We start from the raw sequence: 17,935 nt of genomic DNA on the forward strand, positions 1-17,935 counted from the left end.
CTTGCTCACTCGTAGCCGTAGGCGCGCAGTCTGGCTTCGTTATCGGCCCAGCCGCTCTTGACCTTGATCCACATCTCCAGGTAGACCTTGCCATCGAACAGCTTCTCCATATCCAGGCGTGCCTCGGTGGAGATCTGCTTGAGCTTGGCGCCCTTGTTGCCGATGATCATCGCCTTGTGCGCGTCGCGTTCGACCAGGATCGTCGCGAAAATCCTGCGCAGGCGCCCTTCGGTCTCGAATTTGTCGATCACGACGGTGCTGGTGTAAGGCAGTTCGTCGCCGGTCCAGCGGAACACCTTTTCGCGGATGATCTCGGACGCCAGGAAGCGCTCGCTGCGATCGGTCATTGCATCGACGTCGTACATCGGCTCGCCTTCCGGCAGATACGGCCGGATGATCACCAGCAGACGCTGGATATGATCGTGCGTCTTGGCCGACATCGGCACCACCTCCCGGAACGGGAAGCGCTGCCCCATCTGCTCGAGGAACGGCATCATGACTTCGCTGCGGCCTTCGCCGATTCGGTCAAGCTTGTTGCAGACCAGCAGCACCGGAACGTTCTTGGGGAGCAGCGACAGCACCTTCTCGTCATCGGGGCCGAAATAGCCGGCTTCGACAACAAACAGCACGATATCGACCGACGACAGCGTCGACGTCACGGCGCGGTTCAGGGAGCGGTTCAGCGCGCTGGCGTGGCGGGTCTGGAAACCAGGTGTATCCGCGAACACATACTGGGTATCATCGGTCGTCTGAATACCGACGATACGATGCCGCGTGGTCTGTGCCTTGCGTGACGTGATGCTGATCTTCTGGCCGACCAGCGCGTTCATCAGCGTGGACTTGCCAACATTCGGACGGCCAACGATGGCCACTGTGCCGCAGCGAAATGCCACGGCACCTGAGGGTTCCGCCGCATCTTGCTGCGGAGGGAGAGAATCGGTCATTCCTTCAACCTGAGAGACAACTGGGGATCGGGCGGCACCGGCTGCTTGCGCGTCTTGCCCGTACGTTCGGCACGGCTGCGCTTGAGCAACTGCGGCACGAGCTTCTGGACTTCGTCGAGCGCGAGCTTGGCCGCGGCCTGTTCGGCGGCACGACGCGACGCGCCGGTACCGAACACGCGCACCTCCAGTTTAGGCACGATGCATTCGACTTCAAATTGCTGGCTGTGCGCCGCACCGTGCGTGGCGATGACGTTGTATTGCGGCAGGGCAATCTTGTGGCCCTGCAGATACTCCTGGAGCAGCGTCTTGGCGTCCTTGCCCAGCGTGCGCGGGTCCACCTGCTCCAGGATCGGGATATACAGCTTGCGGATCAACGCGCGTGCCGCGTCGAACCCCGCATCGAGAAACACGGCACCAACGATAGCCTCGAGCGCGTCGGCAAGAATCGAGGGGCGGCGGAAACCGCCGCTCTTCAACTCACCCTCACCCAGACGCAGCGCATCGGAAAGCTGCAGCATCTGAGCGATCTCGTAGAGCGCCTGCTGCTTGACCAAATTGGCGCGCACACGGGAAAGATCGCCTTCGTCGAGCTTGCCAAACATGCCAAAGAGCATATCAGCCACGGCGCAATTCAATACCGAGTCGCCCAGGAATTCCAGGCGCTCGTTGTGCTGGGCGCTATGGCTGCGATGCGTGAGCGCCTGCTGCAGCAATTCGGGCTTGCTGAATCGGTAGCCGAGACGTTGCTGCAAGGCGTCGAGGGTCATGTCGTTACTGCGTTCCCGAGTAGGTAATCAAAAAACTCAACGGACCATAAATCTGAATTTCGGTCCGGTACTCGAAGCCGACCGCGCGGATCCGCCCGGTTTCGTCCTCTTCTATATCCAGATCCTCGCCCTTGAGCGATGAAATGCGATCAATCGCGGCCTGTTTGTCGAAACTGGCTGCGACGTCACTACGTTTGGTACCAGTACCCTTGGCATAGTTGACGGCGCGCTTGATGGAGAAATACTCGATCAGGCTTGGAATTACCTTCAACGCCGGTACGGCGACCGCCCCCACAATGATGACAACGACAAGCAACGATCCCAGCGAGAATCCACGCGCCCGATGAATCACATCGAAACGAACTCGCCCCGGAGAACCCAACCGCTTTTGACCCATGTTGCGCTTCCCTCTTTTTTGAGTGTCTTGCGCCGCGTGAAACCGAACGAGCGTTACTTGAACGACCCCACGCGCCCGAAATTACCCAGATTCATCCAGATCAGGAACGCCTTGCCCACGATATTCTGATCAGGCACGAACCCCCAGTATCTGGAATCCAGGCTGTTATCCCGGTTGTCACCCATTACGAAATAGTGACCTTCCGGCACTTTACACGTCACGCCCTGCTGATTGTAAGTGCAGTTTTCGCGGAACGGAAAATCGGGATCGGCACCGGCCACGAAGGCGGGGCGATCGTTGTCATTCAGGATGCCGTGCTCGGGACCGCCCGGCAACTTCTCGACAAAATGCTTCGAGTACGCCAGACGTTCTTCGTCGAGATAATCCGGCAGCGGGCTGTACTCGGCCGGCTTACCATTGATCGTCAGCTTCTTGTTTTCGTACTGCACCACATCGCCCGGCACGCCGATCACGCGCTTGATGTAGTCGAGCGACTCATCCCGCGGATAGCGGAACACCATGACATCGCCGCGCTGGGGCTCGCCGAGGCTGATGATCTTCTTGTTCACGACCGGCAGACGAATGCCGTAGTCGTACTTGTTGACCAGGATGAAGTCGCCAATCAGTAGCGTGGGGATCATCGATCCCGACGGAATCTTGAACGGCTCCACCACGAACGAGCGCAGCACGAACACCGCCAGGATCACCGGGAAGAAGCTCGCCGAATATTCCAGCCACCACGGTTGGCGCAGCTTCTCTTCCGCCAGACGCGCACGCGAGCGATCGATGTCTGCGCCGCCCTGCATCGACTGCATGTCATTACGACGCGCATCGAATTCGGCCAGCGCGAGTTGCGCCACGCTCCGGCGCTGTCGCTCGAACACCAGCTTGTCCGCGACCCAGGCTATGCCTGTGATGACCACCAGCACAAAAAGTATCAGTGCAAAATTCATAACGGCTTCAAGTGATGTCGATGTTGTGTCGTCGCTGGGGCGCGCTTACTTGTCGTCCACCTGCAGGATCGCCAGGAAGGCCTCCTGCGGGATTTCGACGGTCCCCACCTGCTTCATCCGCTTCTTGCCTGCTTTCTGCTTTTCCAGCAGCTTCTTCTTCCGGCTGATATCGCCGCCGTAGCATTTGGCCAGCACGTTCTTGCGCAGCGCTTTCACGTTCTCGCGCGCGATGATATTCGAGCCGATGGCGGCCTGGATGGCTACGTCGTACATCTGACGCGGGATGATCTCGCGCATCTTGGCCGCCACCTCGCGACCGCGATACTGCGAGTTTGAACGGTGCACGATCACGGACAAGGCATCGACCTTGTCGCTGTTGATCAAGATATCCACCTTCACCACATCCGATTGCCGGTATTCCTTGAACTCGTAATCCATCGATGCGTAGCCACGCGATACCGACTTCAGGCGATCGAAGAAATCCATCACGATTTCCGCCATCGGGATCTCGTATGTGAGCTGCACTTGCTTGCCGTGATAGCTCATATTGATCTGCGCGCCCCGCTTCTGCGTGCACAGCGTCATCACCGAGCCGACATAATCCTGCGGCATATACAGGTTGACCGTGACGATCGGCTCGAGAATGGCTTCGATCTTGCTCGGATCGGGCATCTTGGCCGGGTTCTCGACGGTCAACACCGTGCCATCACGCTGCTGAACCTGATAGACCACGGTCGGCGCGGTCGTGATCAGGTCCATGTCGAATTCACGCTCCAGACGCTCCTGCACGATCTCCATGTGCAGCAGACCCAGGAAGCCGCAGCGGAAACCGAAGCCGAGTGCCTGCGAGACTTCCGGCTCGAACTGCAGCGATGCGTCGTTCAGGCGCAGCTTCTCGAGCGATTCGCGCAGGGCCTCGTACTGGTTCGATTCCACGGGGTACAGCCCCGCGAACACCTGCGGCTTGACTTCCTTGAAGCCCGGCAGCGGCGCTTCGGCGCGGCGCGTCATAGTGGTGATCGTGTCGCCAACCTTGGCTGCCTTCAATTCCTTGATGCCGGCAATCACGAATCCCACCTGCCCCGCCGTCAGCTCGTCCCGCTGAACCGACTTGGGCGAGAACACACCGACCTGCTCCACCAGATGCTGGGCGCCGGTGGCCATCAGCAGAACCTTGTCCTTGGGGCGAAGCGTGCCGTTGACCACGCGCACGAGCATCACCACGCCAACGTAGTTGTCGAACCAGGAGTCGATGATCAGCGCCTGTAGCGGCGCGGCGGCGTCACCCTTGGGCGGCGGAACCTTGGCGATCAGCGCCTCGATCACGTCTTCCACGCCCTGGCCGGTCTTGGCCGAGCACGGCGTGGCGTCCTGCGCGTCGATGCCGATCACGTCCTCGATCTCCTGGATCGCATTGGCCGGGTCGGCCTGCGGCAGATCGATCTTGTTCAGCACGGGCACGACTTCGACGCCCAGTTCGATGGCCGTGTAGCAATTGGCCACAGTCTGGGCTTCCACGCCCTGCGAGGCGTCGACCACTAGCAGCGCGCCTTCGCATGCGGACAGGGAGCGGCTGACTTCATAGCTGAAGTCGACGTGTCCCGGCGTATCGATCAGATTCAGGTTGTAGACCTGGCCGTCACGCGCCTTGTAGCTCAGCGCGGCGGTCTGGGCCTTGATCGTGATGCCCCGCTCCTTCTCGATATCCATCGAATCGAGCACCTGCGCTTCCATTTCGCGATCGGACAGCCCGCCACAGCGCTGAATGATCCGGTCGGCCAAGGTGGATTTGCCATGGTCGATGTGGGCAATGATCGAGAAATTACGAATGTGGTCCATCTAACGTTCTGGGAAGCACCGGCGCGCTCATGGTAGGCCTGTCGGGCGCGGGAGCAAAAAAGTTGGGGCGCACGGAGCTCGCGCCAATCCGCGATTTTACCGGATTTTCAAGGACTTCCGTCCGCGAATTGAACTCGGGCGGTGCGGGGCGCGAGGCGCCAAAATGGCGCTTGACGCACCCACCACGAAACAATCGCGCCGGAACTTGTCCGGCGCGATTTTTACAGCCTAGATCCAGGACCTGGTCAGCGCGCCTGATTCGGACGCAGCGTCAGTACCTGGGTAGCATCGCCGCGGCGCACGAACACGGCGGCCATCTTGTTCTTGTCCAGTCCCTTGACGAGATCATTGAACTGCCGCGCGCTGGTCACGTCGGTATCGCCGAGTCGCAGGATAATGTCGCCCGGACGGATCCCGGCACGGGCGGCCGGACCATCAACGGTGTCGACCTCCACCCCTGACTTCAGCTTGAGCTCGCGCATCCGCGCCTCGGGAATGTCGTTGACGATCAGGCCCAGTGCATTCGGCTTCGGCGCGGGTGCCTCTTCGGTACCTCCGCCGCGCTTGTCACCGCGGCGCGGCGTGGCGCGAGGGGTGTCGGGCTCAAGCTCCGCCACCGTGATCATTACCTCTCGCGTCTGCCCCTTGCGCCACACCTGCATCGGCACGCGCGTGCCCGGCTTGGTGTCTCCGACCATCCGCGGCAGATCCGCAGCCTTCTCGATATCCCGTCCGTTGTACTTCAGGATGATGTCGCCCGCCTCGATACCGGCCTTTTCGGCAGGACCGCCCGGCTCGACGCTGCCAACCAGCGCGCCGCGAGTGCGCCCAAGACCCAGCGAGTCCGCCACTTCCTTGGTCACATCGCCGATCGCCACGGCGATCCGCCCACGCGTCACCTTGCCAGTCGCCTTCAGTTGCTCGGTCACACGCATCGCTTCGTCGATCGGGGTCGCGAACGAAATGCCCATATAACCGCCGCTGCGGCTGTAGATCTGCGAATTGATGCCGATGACCTCGCCGCGCAGGTTGATCAGCGGGCCACCCGAATTGCCAGGGTTCACCGCCACGTCAGTCTGGATAAGCGGCAGGTAGTCGCCGGTGTCGCGCGCCTTGGCCGATACGATACCGGCGGTCACGCTGCTGTCCAGGCCGAACGGCGAACCAATGGCCAACACCCACTCGCCGGTGCGGACCTTGTCCGAATCCCCGAGCGGCAGGCGCGGCAGACCCGTTGCGTCGATCTTGAGCAGCGCCACGTCGGTACGCTTGTCCGCACCAATCAGCTTGGCCTTGAATTCACGCTTGTCAGGCAGCGTCACGTAGATCGTGTCTGCCTCTGCCACGACGTGGGCGTTCGTCATCACGTAGCCGTCCTGGCTGATGATGAAGCCGGAACCCACGCCCCGGCTCATCTCTTCGCCCTGCCCCTGACTTTGGCCTTGTCCTTGCGGAGGCTGCCCACGGCGAGGCTGTCCCGGCGTTCCTGGCATTGGCACGCCGAAGAAGCGACGGAAGAACTCCGCCATTTCGTCGTCATCGGGGGAATTGCCGCCACGCGAGCGCACACGCTCCGTCGTGCGGATATTCACGACCGCCGGGCTCACTTTCTCGACCAGGTCGGTAAAGTCGGGCAGGTTGTAGTTCTGGGCCGCTGCCTGAGCGTGCCCCAATTCGGAAACAGCCGGACCGAACACGAGCATGGCCACCATGACCACGACCCTTGCCAGGGCTGGAGATCTGGAAATCATCGACAAAACTCCCGGGAGATCAGCGAGAAACGGATGCTTCACAGCGCTTCACAGCGCATGAGGCCGGGGGACGCCTGCAAAGCGTACTGCCTGGCGGTGTTGCGAGACTACCACTCCACCGCCGCCAAACCGATTTCGGTCAGTGTACCGCTTTGGGCGGGCGGTACTCCACGCCGGCCGCAAACTGCCTCACCGTAGAAGCAGGCACTTCGCCGACCACGGTAATCCAGAAATCGGCCACGCGCCGTACCACGACCTGGGTGGCGCCTAGCGACGCCACGCCCTCGCGGCGCGCACGCTGCTCGGATACGGGTTCGATGAAGACCGAAAGCCCCGTCAGGCCATCACTGTAGACGACCTGCAATACTTCGAAGACCTGCCCGGACTTGTTGGTCGAGGTCGGCGCGTGCAACTCGCCCAGTGGGCGGCGCACTTCCCGGATCTTCTGAAAGCCCTTGATCGGCGTGTTGATCGACCACCCTTCGTCGGCAATGCTGGCAGGCTGATAGGTAACCTCGTAATGGCTCCAGGAACTCGCGCCCTTGATCGCATTGAGGATGCGCTGCTTGTCCGAAGGCACGCCGATATCGACCTGCGAGAATGCGACCTGCTCGAGTACCTTACCGCCTTCGCCGATCGTCTGTGCGCGCATCAGCAGGCCCGAGTTCTTGTCGGCCCACAACCGTACCGCGTAACGTGCCGTGTCGTGAGGGTCCAGTGAGAAGACCTCGCACTCGACGCCGGCGACGCGTTCGGCCGGCAGCTTATGCATGTCGTACAGGTCGAGCACGTCGCTCTTGTTCGTCGCCAGCAGCGCCGGGAAGCGGTCCTTCGCCTCCTGCTTCTCCACGACCACAAGCTTGGCCTCGGGAATCAGGCTGTGAACCACATCATTCTGGCGCAGCACCTCGCGCGGCTTGCCGTCCAACGTTTCCAGTCGTTCGTACTCGTTGTTTACGAGATCGCTGTAATGCTGGATCCGCGACGCATGGATGATGCTGCCGCGCTGATAAATCAACGTACCAACGTAGTTCTCCCGCTGGGCAGCACGATGGATCTTGTTCAGCCACGCCGTGGCGTCACGGCGGTTCAGCGTGGAGTCAGACGGCTGCGCAGTCGCGGCGGCAGCGGTCAGACATAAGGCCAGAAAAAAGGACCTCCGCAGGCCCTTCTTTCCGTGTACGCCCGCTGCATTGGCGAGCGACGGTCCTTTATGCATGTCCGGCATTATTCCTGCGAATTGTCCTGAGAGAAGTTGACACCATTCACCACCGTACGCATGGTCGGCACAAAGGCATCGGTTGCGACCGACGCGCGATGGGCACGCAGGTATTCATCGAGACGGGGATCGCGAATCATCTGGGCACTATCGGCGGAGACCGCCATGATCGAACCCGCGGCCGCCGGAGCAGCAACGCCAGCCTTCACCGTCGCACCGGCCGGTTGCTCGACGCTTGCAACCACAGCATCCGGAGCGCCCACACCGCCTGGCCCACGCATCTGCGGAACCACGACCCAGCTCACAGCGGCCACTGCGGCGGCAATCGCGGTACCGGGCACCACACGGCGCACCCACGATGGGCGCACCAGCAGACGATGACGACCAGCCTGCGCGACAGCCGGCACCAGCACATGCGGTTCGGCTTCAAGCTGCGCGGAGAATCGGGAGAGGAAGGCTTCGGTCGACCCTGCGTGCGTCAACTCTTCCGAACGCATCGCATCGCCGATCAACTGGTACATCGACCAGTCGGCCATACCGGCGTCGCCTTTGGCAAGGCCGAGCGCGGCATCCACGTCGTGCGGCGCCAGCTCGCCGTCCATCAATGCGGAAATCTGCTCCGCGGCTTCCATTACATGAACCGACTGCTTATGAGCCTGACCCATTTCCAACCCCAAGAAATTCCATCGAACACCGATAAATCCCGTCACTACTGCTTGTCGTTTATCGATGCAGGAATAGGCTGCAACGCTGGCTGCACGACATTCAAACTGTGAGACACCAGCATCCTGCTGGCATCCCCTACCACCGCTTGCCCTCTGCCGTTCCCAGCAGCGGACGCAACTTCTCGGCGATCGCCTCGCGCGCCCGGAAAATCCGCGAGCGCACCGTACCGATCGGACACCCCATCGCCTCCGCGATCTCCTCGTAGCTGAGGCCTTCGATCTCGCGCAGCGTGATGGCGGTGCGTAACTCTTCCGGCAATGCCTCCATGGCGCGGTTCACCGTATCAGCAACCTGGCGCGTGTGGAGCATCGACTCCGGCGTATTGATATCCCTTAGTTGCTCACCGTCCGCAAAAGTTTCAGCCTCTTCGGCATCGATATCGCTGGACGCTTCCGGCCGCCGTCCCTGGGTGGCCAGGTAGTTCTTGGCCGTGTTGACGGCGATCCGGTACAGCCACGTGTAGAAAGCGGATTCGCCCCGGAACTGGGGCAGGGCGCGATATGCCTTGATAAAGGCATCCTGCGCCACATCCTCCACTTCGGCGGGGTCTCGGACAAGGCGGGAGATCAGGCGGATGATCTTGCGGTGATATTTGGTCACCAGCAACTCAAAGGCCCGTTTGTCGCCCTGCTGGACGCGTTCAACTAGAAGCTGATCGGCTTCGCGTTCACTCACGAATAGTTCACCTGCTGCAGTGTATCTCTTGGTTTCGTCGTCAAGACAAGCGTTGTATTTTACCTACGATCCAGGCGATTTCGGGTGTCGCGGAGCGCATTCTGTGACCACAACTGCGCAATAAGGTTCCGCCTGGCCACGAACGCGGTTGCACCTGCGTGCAACCCTGAGGTTCGGGGAAATGCCGGGGAGTACAGGATGGGACGGGGGCCGCTGTCGCCAGCCGGCCCCGTGTCATGCGAAACGCGCGCGATATCAGACGCGGCGGAAGACAAGCGTACCGTTGGTACCGCCGAAGCCAAAGTTGTTCTTCACGGCAACATCAATCTTCATGTCACGTGCCGTATTGGCGACGTAATCGAGATCACACTCGGGATCCTGATTGAAGATGTTGATGGTCGGCGGCGAGATCTGATTGTGAATCGCCAGAACCGTGAACACCGACTCCAGACCCCCAGCGCCGCCCAGCAAGTGACCGGTCATCGACTTCGTCGAGTTGACCACCATCTTGTAGGCGTGATCACCGAATGCCAGCTTGACGGCATCCGTTTCGTTCTTGTCACCCAGCGGCGTCGAGGTGCCATGCGCGTTGAGGTACTGCACTTCGTCCGGATTGATTCCGGCATCCTTGATCGCAGCGACCATGCAGCGGCGCGGACCGTCGGTGTTCGGCGCCGTCATGTGGAACGCGTCACCGCTCATGCCAAAGCCGATGAGTTCAGCATAGATTCGCGCGCCGCGCGCCTTGGCCGACTCATACTCCTCGAGCATCATCACGCCAGCACCCTCGCCCAGCACAAAGCCGTCGCGGTCCTTGTCCCACGGGCGCGACGCCGCGGCGGGATCATCATTGCGCGTGGACAGCGCGCGCGCCGCCGCAAAACCGCCGATGCCAAGCGGCGACACCGTCGACTCTGCTCCGCCAGCCAGCATCGCATCGCAGTCACCCGCCTGAATCAGACGCGCCGCCAGACCGATGCTGTGCAGCCCGGTCGTGCAGGCCGTCACCGCAGCCAGGTTCGGGCCCTTGAGGCCGTGGATGATCGACAGGTGGCCGGAGATCATGTTGATGATCGAACCCGGCACGAAGAACGGCGAGATCCGGCGCGGGCCGCGTTCGGCCAGCGTCATCTGCGTATCTTCGATCATCGGCAGCCCACCAATGCCCGAGCCCACCAGCACACCGATGCGCTCGGCGTTGGCCTCGGTCACTTCCAGGCCGCTGTCCTTGAGCGCCTGCGAACCGGCGGCGATGCCGAAATGGATGAAGGTATCCATGTTCCGGGCTTCCTTGGCCGGGATGTAATCCTCGGCATTGAAGCCCTTCACTTCGCCCGCAAAGTGCACAGCAAAGGGAGAGTGATCGAACTTGGTGATGGTGGCGATGCCCGACTTGCCGGCAACCAGATTGGCCCAGCCTTCGGCAACCGTGTTTCCGACGGGAGACACAAGGCCAAGCCCAGTGACGACGACGCGACGACGGCTCACTATTTTTTCCTACGAGTACGTGAAGCGGAATTGGATTGATTCAGGATCTCGCTGCTCCTGCCGATAGGAAATGATTCCTTGCGAAAGGAAGCGGCTGAGATCATTCCGATTCTGCTTCGTCGAACAGACGAAAGCCACAGAAAACAGCGTGACAGGACCGTAATGGCCCCGCCGACCTGCCTTCTGTGGCTCGGAATATGAAGACGACGGCTTAAGCCTTGACGTGCGCGGTAGCGTAGTCAATAGCTTGTTGCACGGTCGTGATCTTTTCGGCTTCCTCATCGGGAATTTCCATGCCGAATTCATCTTCCAACGCCATCACGAGTTCAACCGTGTCCAGCGAGTCCGCACCGAGATCGTTCACGAACGACGATTCGTTCTTGATGTCTGCCTCGGCCACGCCAAGCTGCTCAGCAACGATTTTCTTGACGCGTTGTTCGATATTGTCCATGTAACCCTCCAGGGAAGTTCGACAAAAAGTGGGCGCATTTTAGCAGGTTTGGACCACAAAAAATCCGCCTGCCAAGCTTTGCAAGAATCGCGCCCGTTTGGTTTGAAAAACAACAGCTTCGCCCGGCTTCTTTCGGCTTCTCCCTCGAAACCGATCCCGGGCGGAACCATCAATTCATGTACATCCCGCCGTTCACGTGCAGCGTAGTGCCCGTGATGTAGGCGGCCTGCGGTCCAGCCAGGAATGCCACCGCATTAGCGATGTCTTCCGGCTGGCCAAGACGACCCAGAGGAATCCGGGTCTTCAGCGCCGCATGCTGCTCTTCCGACAGCACCTTGGTCATGTCGGTATCGATGAATCCGGGGGCCACGCAGTTGACGGTGACGTTGCGGCTGCCGATTTCGGCGGCCAGCGCACGCGTCATGCCCTCGACACCAGCCTTCGCCGCAGCGTAGTTCATCTGGCCGGGGTTGCCGGTGGAGCCGACCACCGAGGTGATGTTGATAATGCGGCCGCCACGGGCCTTCATCATCGGGCGCAGCACGGCACGGGCCAGACGGAACACGGCCGTCAGGTTCGTGTCGATGACGGCGCTCCAATCATCGTCCTTCATGCGCATGGCCAACTGATCCTGCGTAATGCCGGCGTTGTTGACCAACACGTTCAGACCGCCATTCGCCTTGATGATCTCGTCGATCACTGCCTCGCAGCGCGCCGCGTCGTTGACGTTCAGCACCACACCGCTGCCCTTCAGGCCTTCGCCCGCCAGGTACTCGCTGATGCCAGCAGCGCCCGACTCACTCGTGGCGGTACCGATCACCGTTGCGCCCTGCCGTGCGAGCTCCAGCGCGATGGCACGGCCGATCCCGCGCGATGCGCCGGTCACCAGTGCGACCTGATTCTCCAGAGTCTTGCTCATGTTGCGTTTGTTCCTTGGTCTTACTTCAGCAGCGCCAGCGTATCCTGCAGCGACGCCGGATCAAAGATTGCACCACCAACGAGGTTGCCGTCGATGCGCTTGGTCATACCGGCCAGCACTTTACCCGGACCGCACTCGATCACGTGTGTCACGCCTTCTGCGGCCATCTTCTGCACGCACTCTACCCAGCGTACCGGAGCGGCTGCCTGACGAACAAGCGCGTCCTTGATCTGAGCCGGATCATTGATGATCGCCACGTCGACATTGTTCACCAGCGGAATGGCCGGTGCCGAGAACGACAGGCCAGCCATGCGGTCGCGCAGGCGATCCGAGGCGGGCTTGAGCAGCGACGAGTGGAACGGAGCGGACACCGGCAGCGGCAGCGCGCGCTTGGCGCCCTTCGCCTTGGCAATCTCGCAGGCCTTTTCCACGGCGCCCTTGTTGCCGGCGATCACCACCTGCGACGGGGCATTGAAATTGACAGCCTCGACTACGCCGGCGCCTGCCGCCGCAGCCTCGGCGCACGCGGCGCGCACGTCATCGTCCGACAGGCCAAGGATCGCGGCCATGCCGCCCTCGCCCACCGGCACGGCTTCCTGCATCGCCTGGGCACGGAAGCGAACCAGCGGCACCGCCTCGGCAAACGGGATCACCCCTGCGGCCACCAGCGCCGAGTACTCGCCCAGGCTATGGCCCGCAACCAGTGCGGGAGCCGGACCACCGGCGTCGAGCCATGCGCGGTAGACGGCCACTGCGGCCGTCAGCATCACGGGCTGCGTGTTGGTCGTCAGGTTCAGCTCTTCGGCCGGACCTTCCGCAATCAGCTTGCCGATGTCCTGGCCCAGCGCCGTCGAAGCCTCTTCAAGCGTGGCGCGCACCACCGGGTTATCGGCAAAGGCATTGAGCATGCCGACCGACTGCGAACCCTGTCCGGGGAAAACAAATGCGAATTTCATCTGAAATCCAGTCCTAGCAATTCATCTTGTCGACTGGCGCACCGCGTTCTACGCGCCGCGCGCCGGCCGCATCTTACATGCGCAGCAGCACCGCGCCCCAGGTAAAGCCGCCACCCACACCCTCCATCAGCACGGTCTGCCCGGGCTTGATGCGGCCATCGCGTACCGCGACGTCGAGCGCCAGCGGAATCGAAGCGGCGGAGGTATTGCCGTGTTCATGCACGGTGGCAATCATGCGATCGCTCGGCAGGCCGAGCTTCTTGGCCGTGCCCTGCATGATGCGGATGTTGGCCTGGTGCGGGATCAGCCAATCGATCTCGTCGGCCTGCATCTCGGCCGCCGTGATGGCTTCGCGCGCGACCTTGTCGAGCACGGTCACAGCCAGCTTGAACACAGCTTGTCCGTCCATATGCAGGAACGCATTGCCGGTGATCGCGCCACCGGACACATTGCCCGGCACGCAAAGGATGCCCACGTGGCTACCGTCCGAATGCATGGCCGTGGACAGGATGCCCGGCTCATCGGACGCGGTCAGGACCACCGCACCGGCGCCATCGCCAAATAGCACGCAGGTGGTGCGATCGTTGAAGTCCAGAATGCGCGAAAACACCTCGGAACCGATCACGAGCACATTCTTGTGCGAGCCGCTGCGGATGAACTTATCCGCCGTGGCCAACGCATAGACAAAGCCGGAGCAAACGGCCTGCAGATCGAATGCCGCGCATTGGTTGGTGATGCCGAGCTTCTGCTGCACGAGGCAAGCGGCGCTCGGGAAAACGTAGTCAGGGGTGGACGTGGCGACGATGATCAGGTCGATGTCCTGGCGGTCGATACCGGCCGCCTCGATCGCCCGTTCGGCCGCCTTGACGGCCAGGTCGCTCGACGTGACGTCGGGCTCGGCCCAGTAACGCGCCGAGATACCGCTGCGCGAGACGATCCACTCGTCGCTGGTCTCGATGCCCTTCTCGGCAAGCTGAGCCGCCAGGTCGGCGTTCGTGACGCGCCGAGGAGGCAGGTAGCTCCCTGTACCGATGATTTTTGCGTACTTGGTCATGTCGTGTCGGATCGTGATGCTCACCGGGCCGCCCTGTGCGCGGTCGCGCAGGCTGCCCGCCGCAGCGGGCGAGCGGCCTCAAGCGGCGCGAGAATCGGGATGTGGGTTCGGTGCGTCTGTCTCCGGGCTGCCCGTCGCGGCGCCACCGGCACCTGACTTGTGAGCGAATGCCCTTGCTATGCGTTCGATGACGCCATTTCTGGCGGCATCATACCCGCGTTTGATGGCCCACTCAAAAGAATGGGCATCGGCCGAGCCGTGGCTCTTGATCACGAGCCCACGCAGGCCCAGCAGGGAAGCGCCGTTATAGCGGGCCGGATCGAGCCGTCGCGCCAGGCGCGACAGCACCGGCATGGCCACCACCGCCAGCAGCTTCGTGAACCACGAACGCGTGAATTCTTCCTTGATCATACTGCCGATCATCTTCGCGAGGCCCTCTGTGCTCTTGAGCGCCACATTGCCGACGAAACCGTCACAAACGACGATATCGGTCGTACCCTTGAAGATGTCATTGCCTTCCACGTTGCCGTAGAAGTTTAGCTCGGAAGCGCGCAGCAACTCGCCGGCGGCCTTGACCACCTCGTTGCCCTTGATCACTTCTTCGCCGATATTGAGCAGCCCGACGGTCGGGTGCTCCTTGTGATCCACCACCGACACCATGGCATCGGCCATACGCGCGAACTGCAGCAGGTGTCCGGGCTCGCAGTCGGCATTCGCGCCGAGGTCGAGCACCGTGGTGCCCCAGCCTTGTTCATTGGGAATCGTGGTGGCGATGGCCGGGCGCTCGATACCTTCGAGCGTTTTGAGCACATAGCGCGACACCGCCATCAGCGCACCGGTGTTGCCGGCGGAGATGCAGGCATCGGCCTTGCCTTCCTTGACCTGCGTGACGGCCACGCGCATCGAAGAATCCTTCTTCTTGCGCAGCGCCACTTCCACCGGGTCATCCATGGTGATGACTTCGGTTGCCGGCACGACGGTCACACGCGGATGATCCGTTGCATGCAGCTTCTTGAGCTGCGCGCCGATGGCGTCGGGCAAGCCGACCAGGACCATCTCGGCGTCGTCGTGACTGGAAAGAAAACTGATCGCCGCCGGCACCGTCACGGATACGCCGTGATCGCCGCCCATGCAGTCGATAGCGAGCTTGATCGTCATTATTTCCTGATACGGAAAGCGCGCCGGCACCCGTCGCCTGGGGCTGCGGGGACGCAATCAGCCGGACGCGCGAATACGTTGCGGTGCGGGAGCCGAGCGCCCAACAAAAAAGCGGCAACGAGCTTGCCGCTTTCCTGTTTTACACCTGACAACGTGCGCGAGCGGGACACTGGGTCACGCCAGACGACCTGGTCAGTCGTTCTTGGTCTTGATGACCTTGCGACCACGATAGTAGCCGTTCGGGCTCACGTGGTGACGCAGGTGGGTTTCGCCGGTGGTCGGCTCGACAGCCAGCGGCGCGACCGACAGATGGTCGTGCGAGCGATGCATGCCGCGCTTGGACGGCGACTTCTTGTTCTGTTGAACAGCCATGATGACTCCTTCGAGAATTTTGCGATATTAACACACGCATCCTGCGCAAGGCGTAGCCGGGGCCCGGCCGGATGCTTCAACTGCTACCAAAAAGACGCTTGCCGTGCCGCGTCTGCGGCGTCAATGCTTCGTCTTCAGGCTGGCCAGCGCCGCGAAGGGCGATGGCCGCTTTTCTTCCTCAGGTGGCGCCTCTGGCTCCACCTCGCCGTCCGCGCCGGTCACGAGCGACTCGTGCACCGACGGACAGACCGCGTGCTTCGGCGCTGTAGGCAATGCCAACAGCACCTCGTCTTCAATCAGTTCCAGCACCGAGAATTTCTTCGAACCGACAATGACATCGGTTTCGTCGTCATCCATTGGCGCCGCTTCGGCGGCCGCTTCACTGACCACCACTTCAAAGCACATTTTCGTGGCGATCGGCTCGGCGTACACGCCGAGACACCGCTGGCAATCCAGCCAGACACGTCCATTGACCGCCACATCGAGAAACAGTCGCTGCACGACCGGCGCGCCGGGCTCCACCGCCTCATCGCGGACGGAACCTGCCACCATATAGTGGAATGTCTCGTCCGGCGCCGAAGCTGGCGCATCAGCGGCCGTCTCGGCTAAGATGCGCGGCAAATCGCGCGTGGCCACATCCCCCGCTGCATTGCTGCCCTTACGGCAGAAGGCGAAGAGATCGGTTTCGCGCAGATCGAATGCCCCGGCGGACGCCACGGGCTGGGTTAGCTGACTCATACGGGCTGAATCGCTCAAAATGCCTTGTCTGCCACACAAATCCCGGCAACGTGCGTGCCTGTGCAGCTAAACGCGCGATTATACGTTGAAAAACCCGAGGCGGTCAAAGTATACAAGCTGTACGCCGCTCACCACAGCTTCTGCCTCTCTGCTCTCTGTTAACAATATGTCTTCCGACACCCGCCCTGCCTTGATTCTCGGGTCGAGCTCCCCCTACCGGCGCGAACTGCTGTCGCGCCTGCGCATCCCGTTCGAGGTTGCCACGCCGGATATCGACGAAACGCCCCTGGCCGATGAACGTCCTGCTGCCACGGCATTGCGCCTGTCCCGCCTCAAGGCGGAAGCGATTGCCGCGCGTCACGCCGGCGCCCTGGTGATCGGCTCCGACCAGGTTTGCACGCTCGACGACCAGCAGATTGGCAAACCCGGCACCCATGCCAAGGCGCTGGCGCAGCTCCAGTTGATGCGCGGAAGAACGGTCACTTTCCATTCCGCGCTCTGCCTGCTCGATGGGCGCACCGGCGAGGCCCAGATCGCCGACATCCAGACACGCGCCACTTTCCGCAACCTTTCCGATGCCGAACTCAACGCCTATCTGAGACTCGAGACGCCCTATGACTGTGCCGGCAGCGCCAAGGTCGAAGGACTGGGCATCATGCTGCTCGAGCGCGTCGAATCCGATGATCCGACCGCGCTGATCGGCCTGCCGCTGATCGCACTCACCGGGATGCTGCGTCACGTCGGCTATCCATGCTTCGGAGCCTGACCGATGGCCGGTAACCTGTTCCTGATTCCCAACACGCTGGGCAAGCGCGACGAATTCGACCCCGTGATGGACGTGATCCCAGCGGGCGTCCAGCAGATCGCGGCGCGGCTCGACTACCTCGTCGCCGAGAATGCCAAGACCGCACGCGCATTCCTGAAAAAGCTCGGCGAAACGACCCCACTCGCGCAGCCGATCCAGCAGATCGAGATCCGCGAGTTGAACGTCAATACCCGCCCGGACACACTGACGGCCTTGCTTGACCCGATTGCCGCGGGCCGCGATGGCGGGCTGCTCTCCGAGGCTGGCGTACCGGCCGTGGCCGACCCCGGCGCGGACCTGGTGCGGCTGGCGCATACGCGCGGCATCACCGTGCGTCCGCTGGTCGGGCCCAGCTCGATCCTGCTCGCCGTGATGGGCTCGGGCCTGAACGGCCAGAGCTTCGCGTTCAACGGATACCTGCCCGTCGACGCAGATGTCCGCGCGCAGAAGCTGCGCGAACTCGAACAGCGCTCGCGCAAGGCGCATCAGACGCAGGTGTGGATCGAAACGCCCTACCGCAACGGTGCGCTGCTCGAGGCGCTGCGCCAACACTGCTCCGGTACCACGCTGCTGTCGATCGCAGTCGACCTGACTCTCCCAACCGAAGCCATCGTCACGCTGCCGATTTCAGCATGGCGCCCCGACCGGCTCGACCTGCACAAGCGCCCCGCGATCTTCTCGCTGCTGGCGCAGTAAGACAAAAACAAAAGCCCCCGGAAATCG

The 17,935-nt window shown here is 62.0% G+C and carries 19 protein-coding genes; 2 read left to right on the forward strand and 17 right to left on the reverse strand.

Annotation, left to right across the window (positions count from 1 at the left end):
* Nucleotides 1-5: 5 nt before the first annotated feature.
* The 17 genes from era to K6G35_RS11040 all read right to left on the reverse strand — a co-directional run bounded on the left by era (nucleotide 6) and on the right by K6G35_RS11040 (nucleotide 16,407).
* On the reverse strand, nucleotides 6-944 hold the full coding sequence (gene era, locus K6G35_RS10960) for a GTPase Era (protein WP_035884895.1): 939 nt from the start codon (nucleotides 942-944) through the stop codon (nucleotides 6-8).
* Nucleotides 941-1,711 (reverse strand): ribonuclease III, encoded by a 771-nt coding sequence (gene rnc, locus K6G35_RS10965; protein WP_008644793.1) that lies wholly within the window; start codon nucleotides 1,709-1,711, stop codon nucleotides 941-943. The genes era and rnc overlap by 4 nt, the downstream gene beginning before the upstream one ends.
* Before the next feature lie 4 nt (nucleotides 1,712-1,715).
* Entirely contained in the window at nucleotides 1,716-2,108 is a 393-nt protein-coding gene (locus K6G35_RS10970) for a DUF4845 domain-containing protein (protein ID WP_051705568.1), read from the reverse strand.
* 53 nt (nucleotides 2,109-2,161) lie between these two features.
* A complete protein-coding gene (gene lepB / locus K6G35_RS10975) occupies nucleotides 2,162-3,061 on the reverse strand; it encodes a signal peptidase I (protein ID WP_008644800.1) in 900 nt (299 codons plus the stop codon).
* Between the two features lie 45 nt (nucleotides 3,062-3,106).
* On the reverse strand, nucleotides 3,107-4,900 hold the full coding sequence (gene lepA, locus K6G35_RS10980) for a translation elongation factor 4 (protein ID WP_008644801.1): 1,794 nt from the start codon (nucleotides 4,898-4,900) through the stop codon (nucleotides 3,107-3,109).
* 245 nt (nucleotides 4,901-5,145) lie between these two features.
* Nucleotides 5,146-6,651, reverse strand: coding sequence for a DegQ family serine endoprotease (locus K6G35_RS10985; RefSeq protein WP_035884894.1), 1,506 nt, complete (start codon nucleotides 6,649-6,651; stop codon nucleotides 5,146-5,148).
* A gap of 139 nt (nucleotides 6,652-6,790) precedes the next feature.
* Nucleotides 6,791-7,870: a MucB/RseB C-terminal domain-containing protein gene (locus K6G35_RS10990; RefSeq protein ID WP_008644803.1), complete on the reverse strand. Its 1,080-nt coding sequence runs from the start codon at nucleotides 7,868-7,870 to the stop codon at nucleotides 6,791-6,793.
* An 8-nt stretch (nucleotides 7,871-7,878) separates the two neighbouring features.
* A complete protein-coding gene (locus K6G35_RS10995) occupies nucleotides 7,879-8,535 on the reverse strand; it encodes a sigma-E factor negative regulatory protein (protein ID WP_008644804.1) in 657 nt (218 codons plus the stop codon).
* A 136-nt stretch (nucleotides 8,536-8,671) separates the two neighbouring features.
* The gene (gene rpoE / locus K6G35_RS11000; RefSeq protein WP_008644807.1) at nucleotides 8,672-9,271 is read right to left on the reverse strand and encodes an RNA polymerase sigma factor RpoE; all 600 of its coding nucleotides are present in this window, start codon (nucleotides 9,269-9,271) and stop codon (nucleotides 8,672-8,674) included.
* 255 nt (nucleotides 9,272-9,526) lie between these two features.
* Nucleotides 9,527-10,759 (reverse strand): beta-ketoacyl-ACP synthase II, encoded by a 1,233-nt coding sequence (fabF, locus tag K6G35_RS11005; protein ID WP_011517021.1) that lies wholly within the window; start codon nucleotides 10,757-10,759, stop codon nucleotides 9,527-9,529.
* Nucleotides 10,760-10,970: 211 nt separating this feature from the next.
* The gene (gene acpP, locus K6G35_RS11010; protein WP_008644813.1) at nucleotides 10,971-11,210 is read right to left on the reverse strand and encodes an acyl carrier protein; all 240 of its coding nucleotides are present in this window, start codon (nucleotides 11,208-11,210) and stop codon (nucleotides 10,971-10,973) included.
* Between the two features lie 169 nt (nucleotides 11,211-11,379).
* Nucleotides 11,380-12,129 (reverse strand): 3-oxoacyl-ACP reductase FabG, encoded by a 750-nt coding sequence (gene fabG, locus K6G35_RS11015; protein ID WP_008644815.1) that lies wholly within the window; start codon nucleotides 12,127-12,129, stop codon nucleotides 11,380-11,382.
* Between the two features lie 20 nt (nucleotides 12,130-12,149).
* Entirely contained in the window at nucleotides 12,150-13,085 is a 936-nt protein-coding gene (fabD, locus tag K6G35_RS11020) for an ACP S-malonyltransferase (protein ID WP_035884892.1), read from the reverse strand.
* A 73-nt stretch (nucleotides 13,086-13,158) separates the two neighbouring features.
* Nucleotides 13,159-14,139 (reverse strand): beta-ketoacyl-ACP synthase III, encoded by a 981-nt coding sequence (locus tag K6G35_RS11025; protein ID WP_035884891.1) that lies wholly within the window; start codon nucleotides 14,137-14,139, stop codon nucleotides 13,159-13,161.
* Between the two features lie 78 nt (nucleotides 14,140-14,217).
* Entirely contained in the window at nucleotides 14,218-15,297 is a 1,080-nt protein-coding gene (plsX, locus tag K6G35_RS11030; RefSeq protein WP_008644819.1) for a phosphate acyltransferase PlsX, read from the reverse strand.
* Nucleotides 15,298-15,489: 192 nt separating this feature from the next.
* Nucleotides 15,490-15,669, reverse strand: coding sequence for a 50S ribosomal protein L32 (rpmF, locus tag K6G35_RS11035; protein WP_008644820.1), 180 nt, complete (start codon nucleotides 15,667-15,669; stop codon nucleotides 15,490-15,492).
* Nucleotides 15,670-15,789: 120 nt separating this feature from the next.
* Nucleotides 15,790-16,407, reverse strand: coding sequence for a DUF177 domain-containing protein (locus tag K6G35_RS11040; protein WP_008644821.1), 618 nt, complete (start codon nucleotides 16,405-16,407; stop codon nucleotides 15,790-15,792).
* A 166-nt stretch (nucleotides 16,408-16,573) separates the two neighbouring features.
* Here K6G35_RS11040 and K6G35_RS11045 point away from each other — a divergent pair, with 166 nt between their 5' ends.
* Both K6G35_RS11045 and K6G35_RS11050 read left to right on the forward strand, forming a co-directional pair.
* Nucleotides 16,574-17,173, forward strand: coding sequence for a Maf-like protein (locus K6G35_RS11045; protein ID WP_495675726.1), 600 nt, complete (start codon nucleotides 16,574-16,576; stop codon nucleotides 17,171-17,173).
* A 3-nt stretch (nucleotides 17,174-17,176) separates the two neighbouring features.
* Complete coding sequence (locus K6G35_RS11050; RefSeq protein ID WP_495675727.1) at nucleotides 17,177-17,908, forward strand: SAM-dependent methyltransferase; 732 nt, start codon at nucleotides 17,177-17,179, stop codon at nucleotides 17,906-17,908.
* Nucleotides 17,909-17,935 lie beyond the last annotated feature (27 nt).

Source organism: Cupriavidus sp. HY129, from assembly GCF_059492215.1.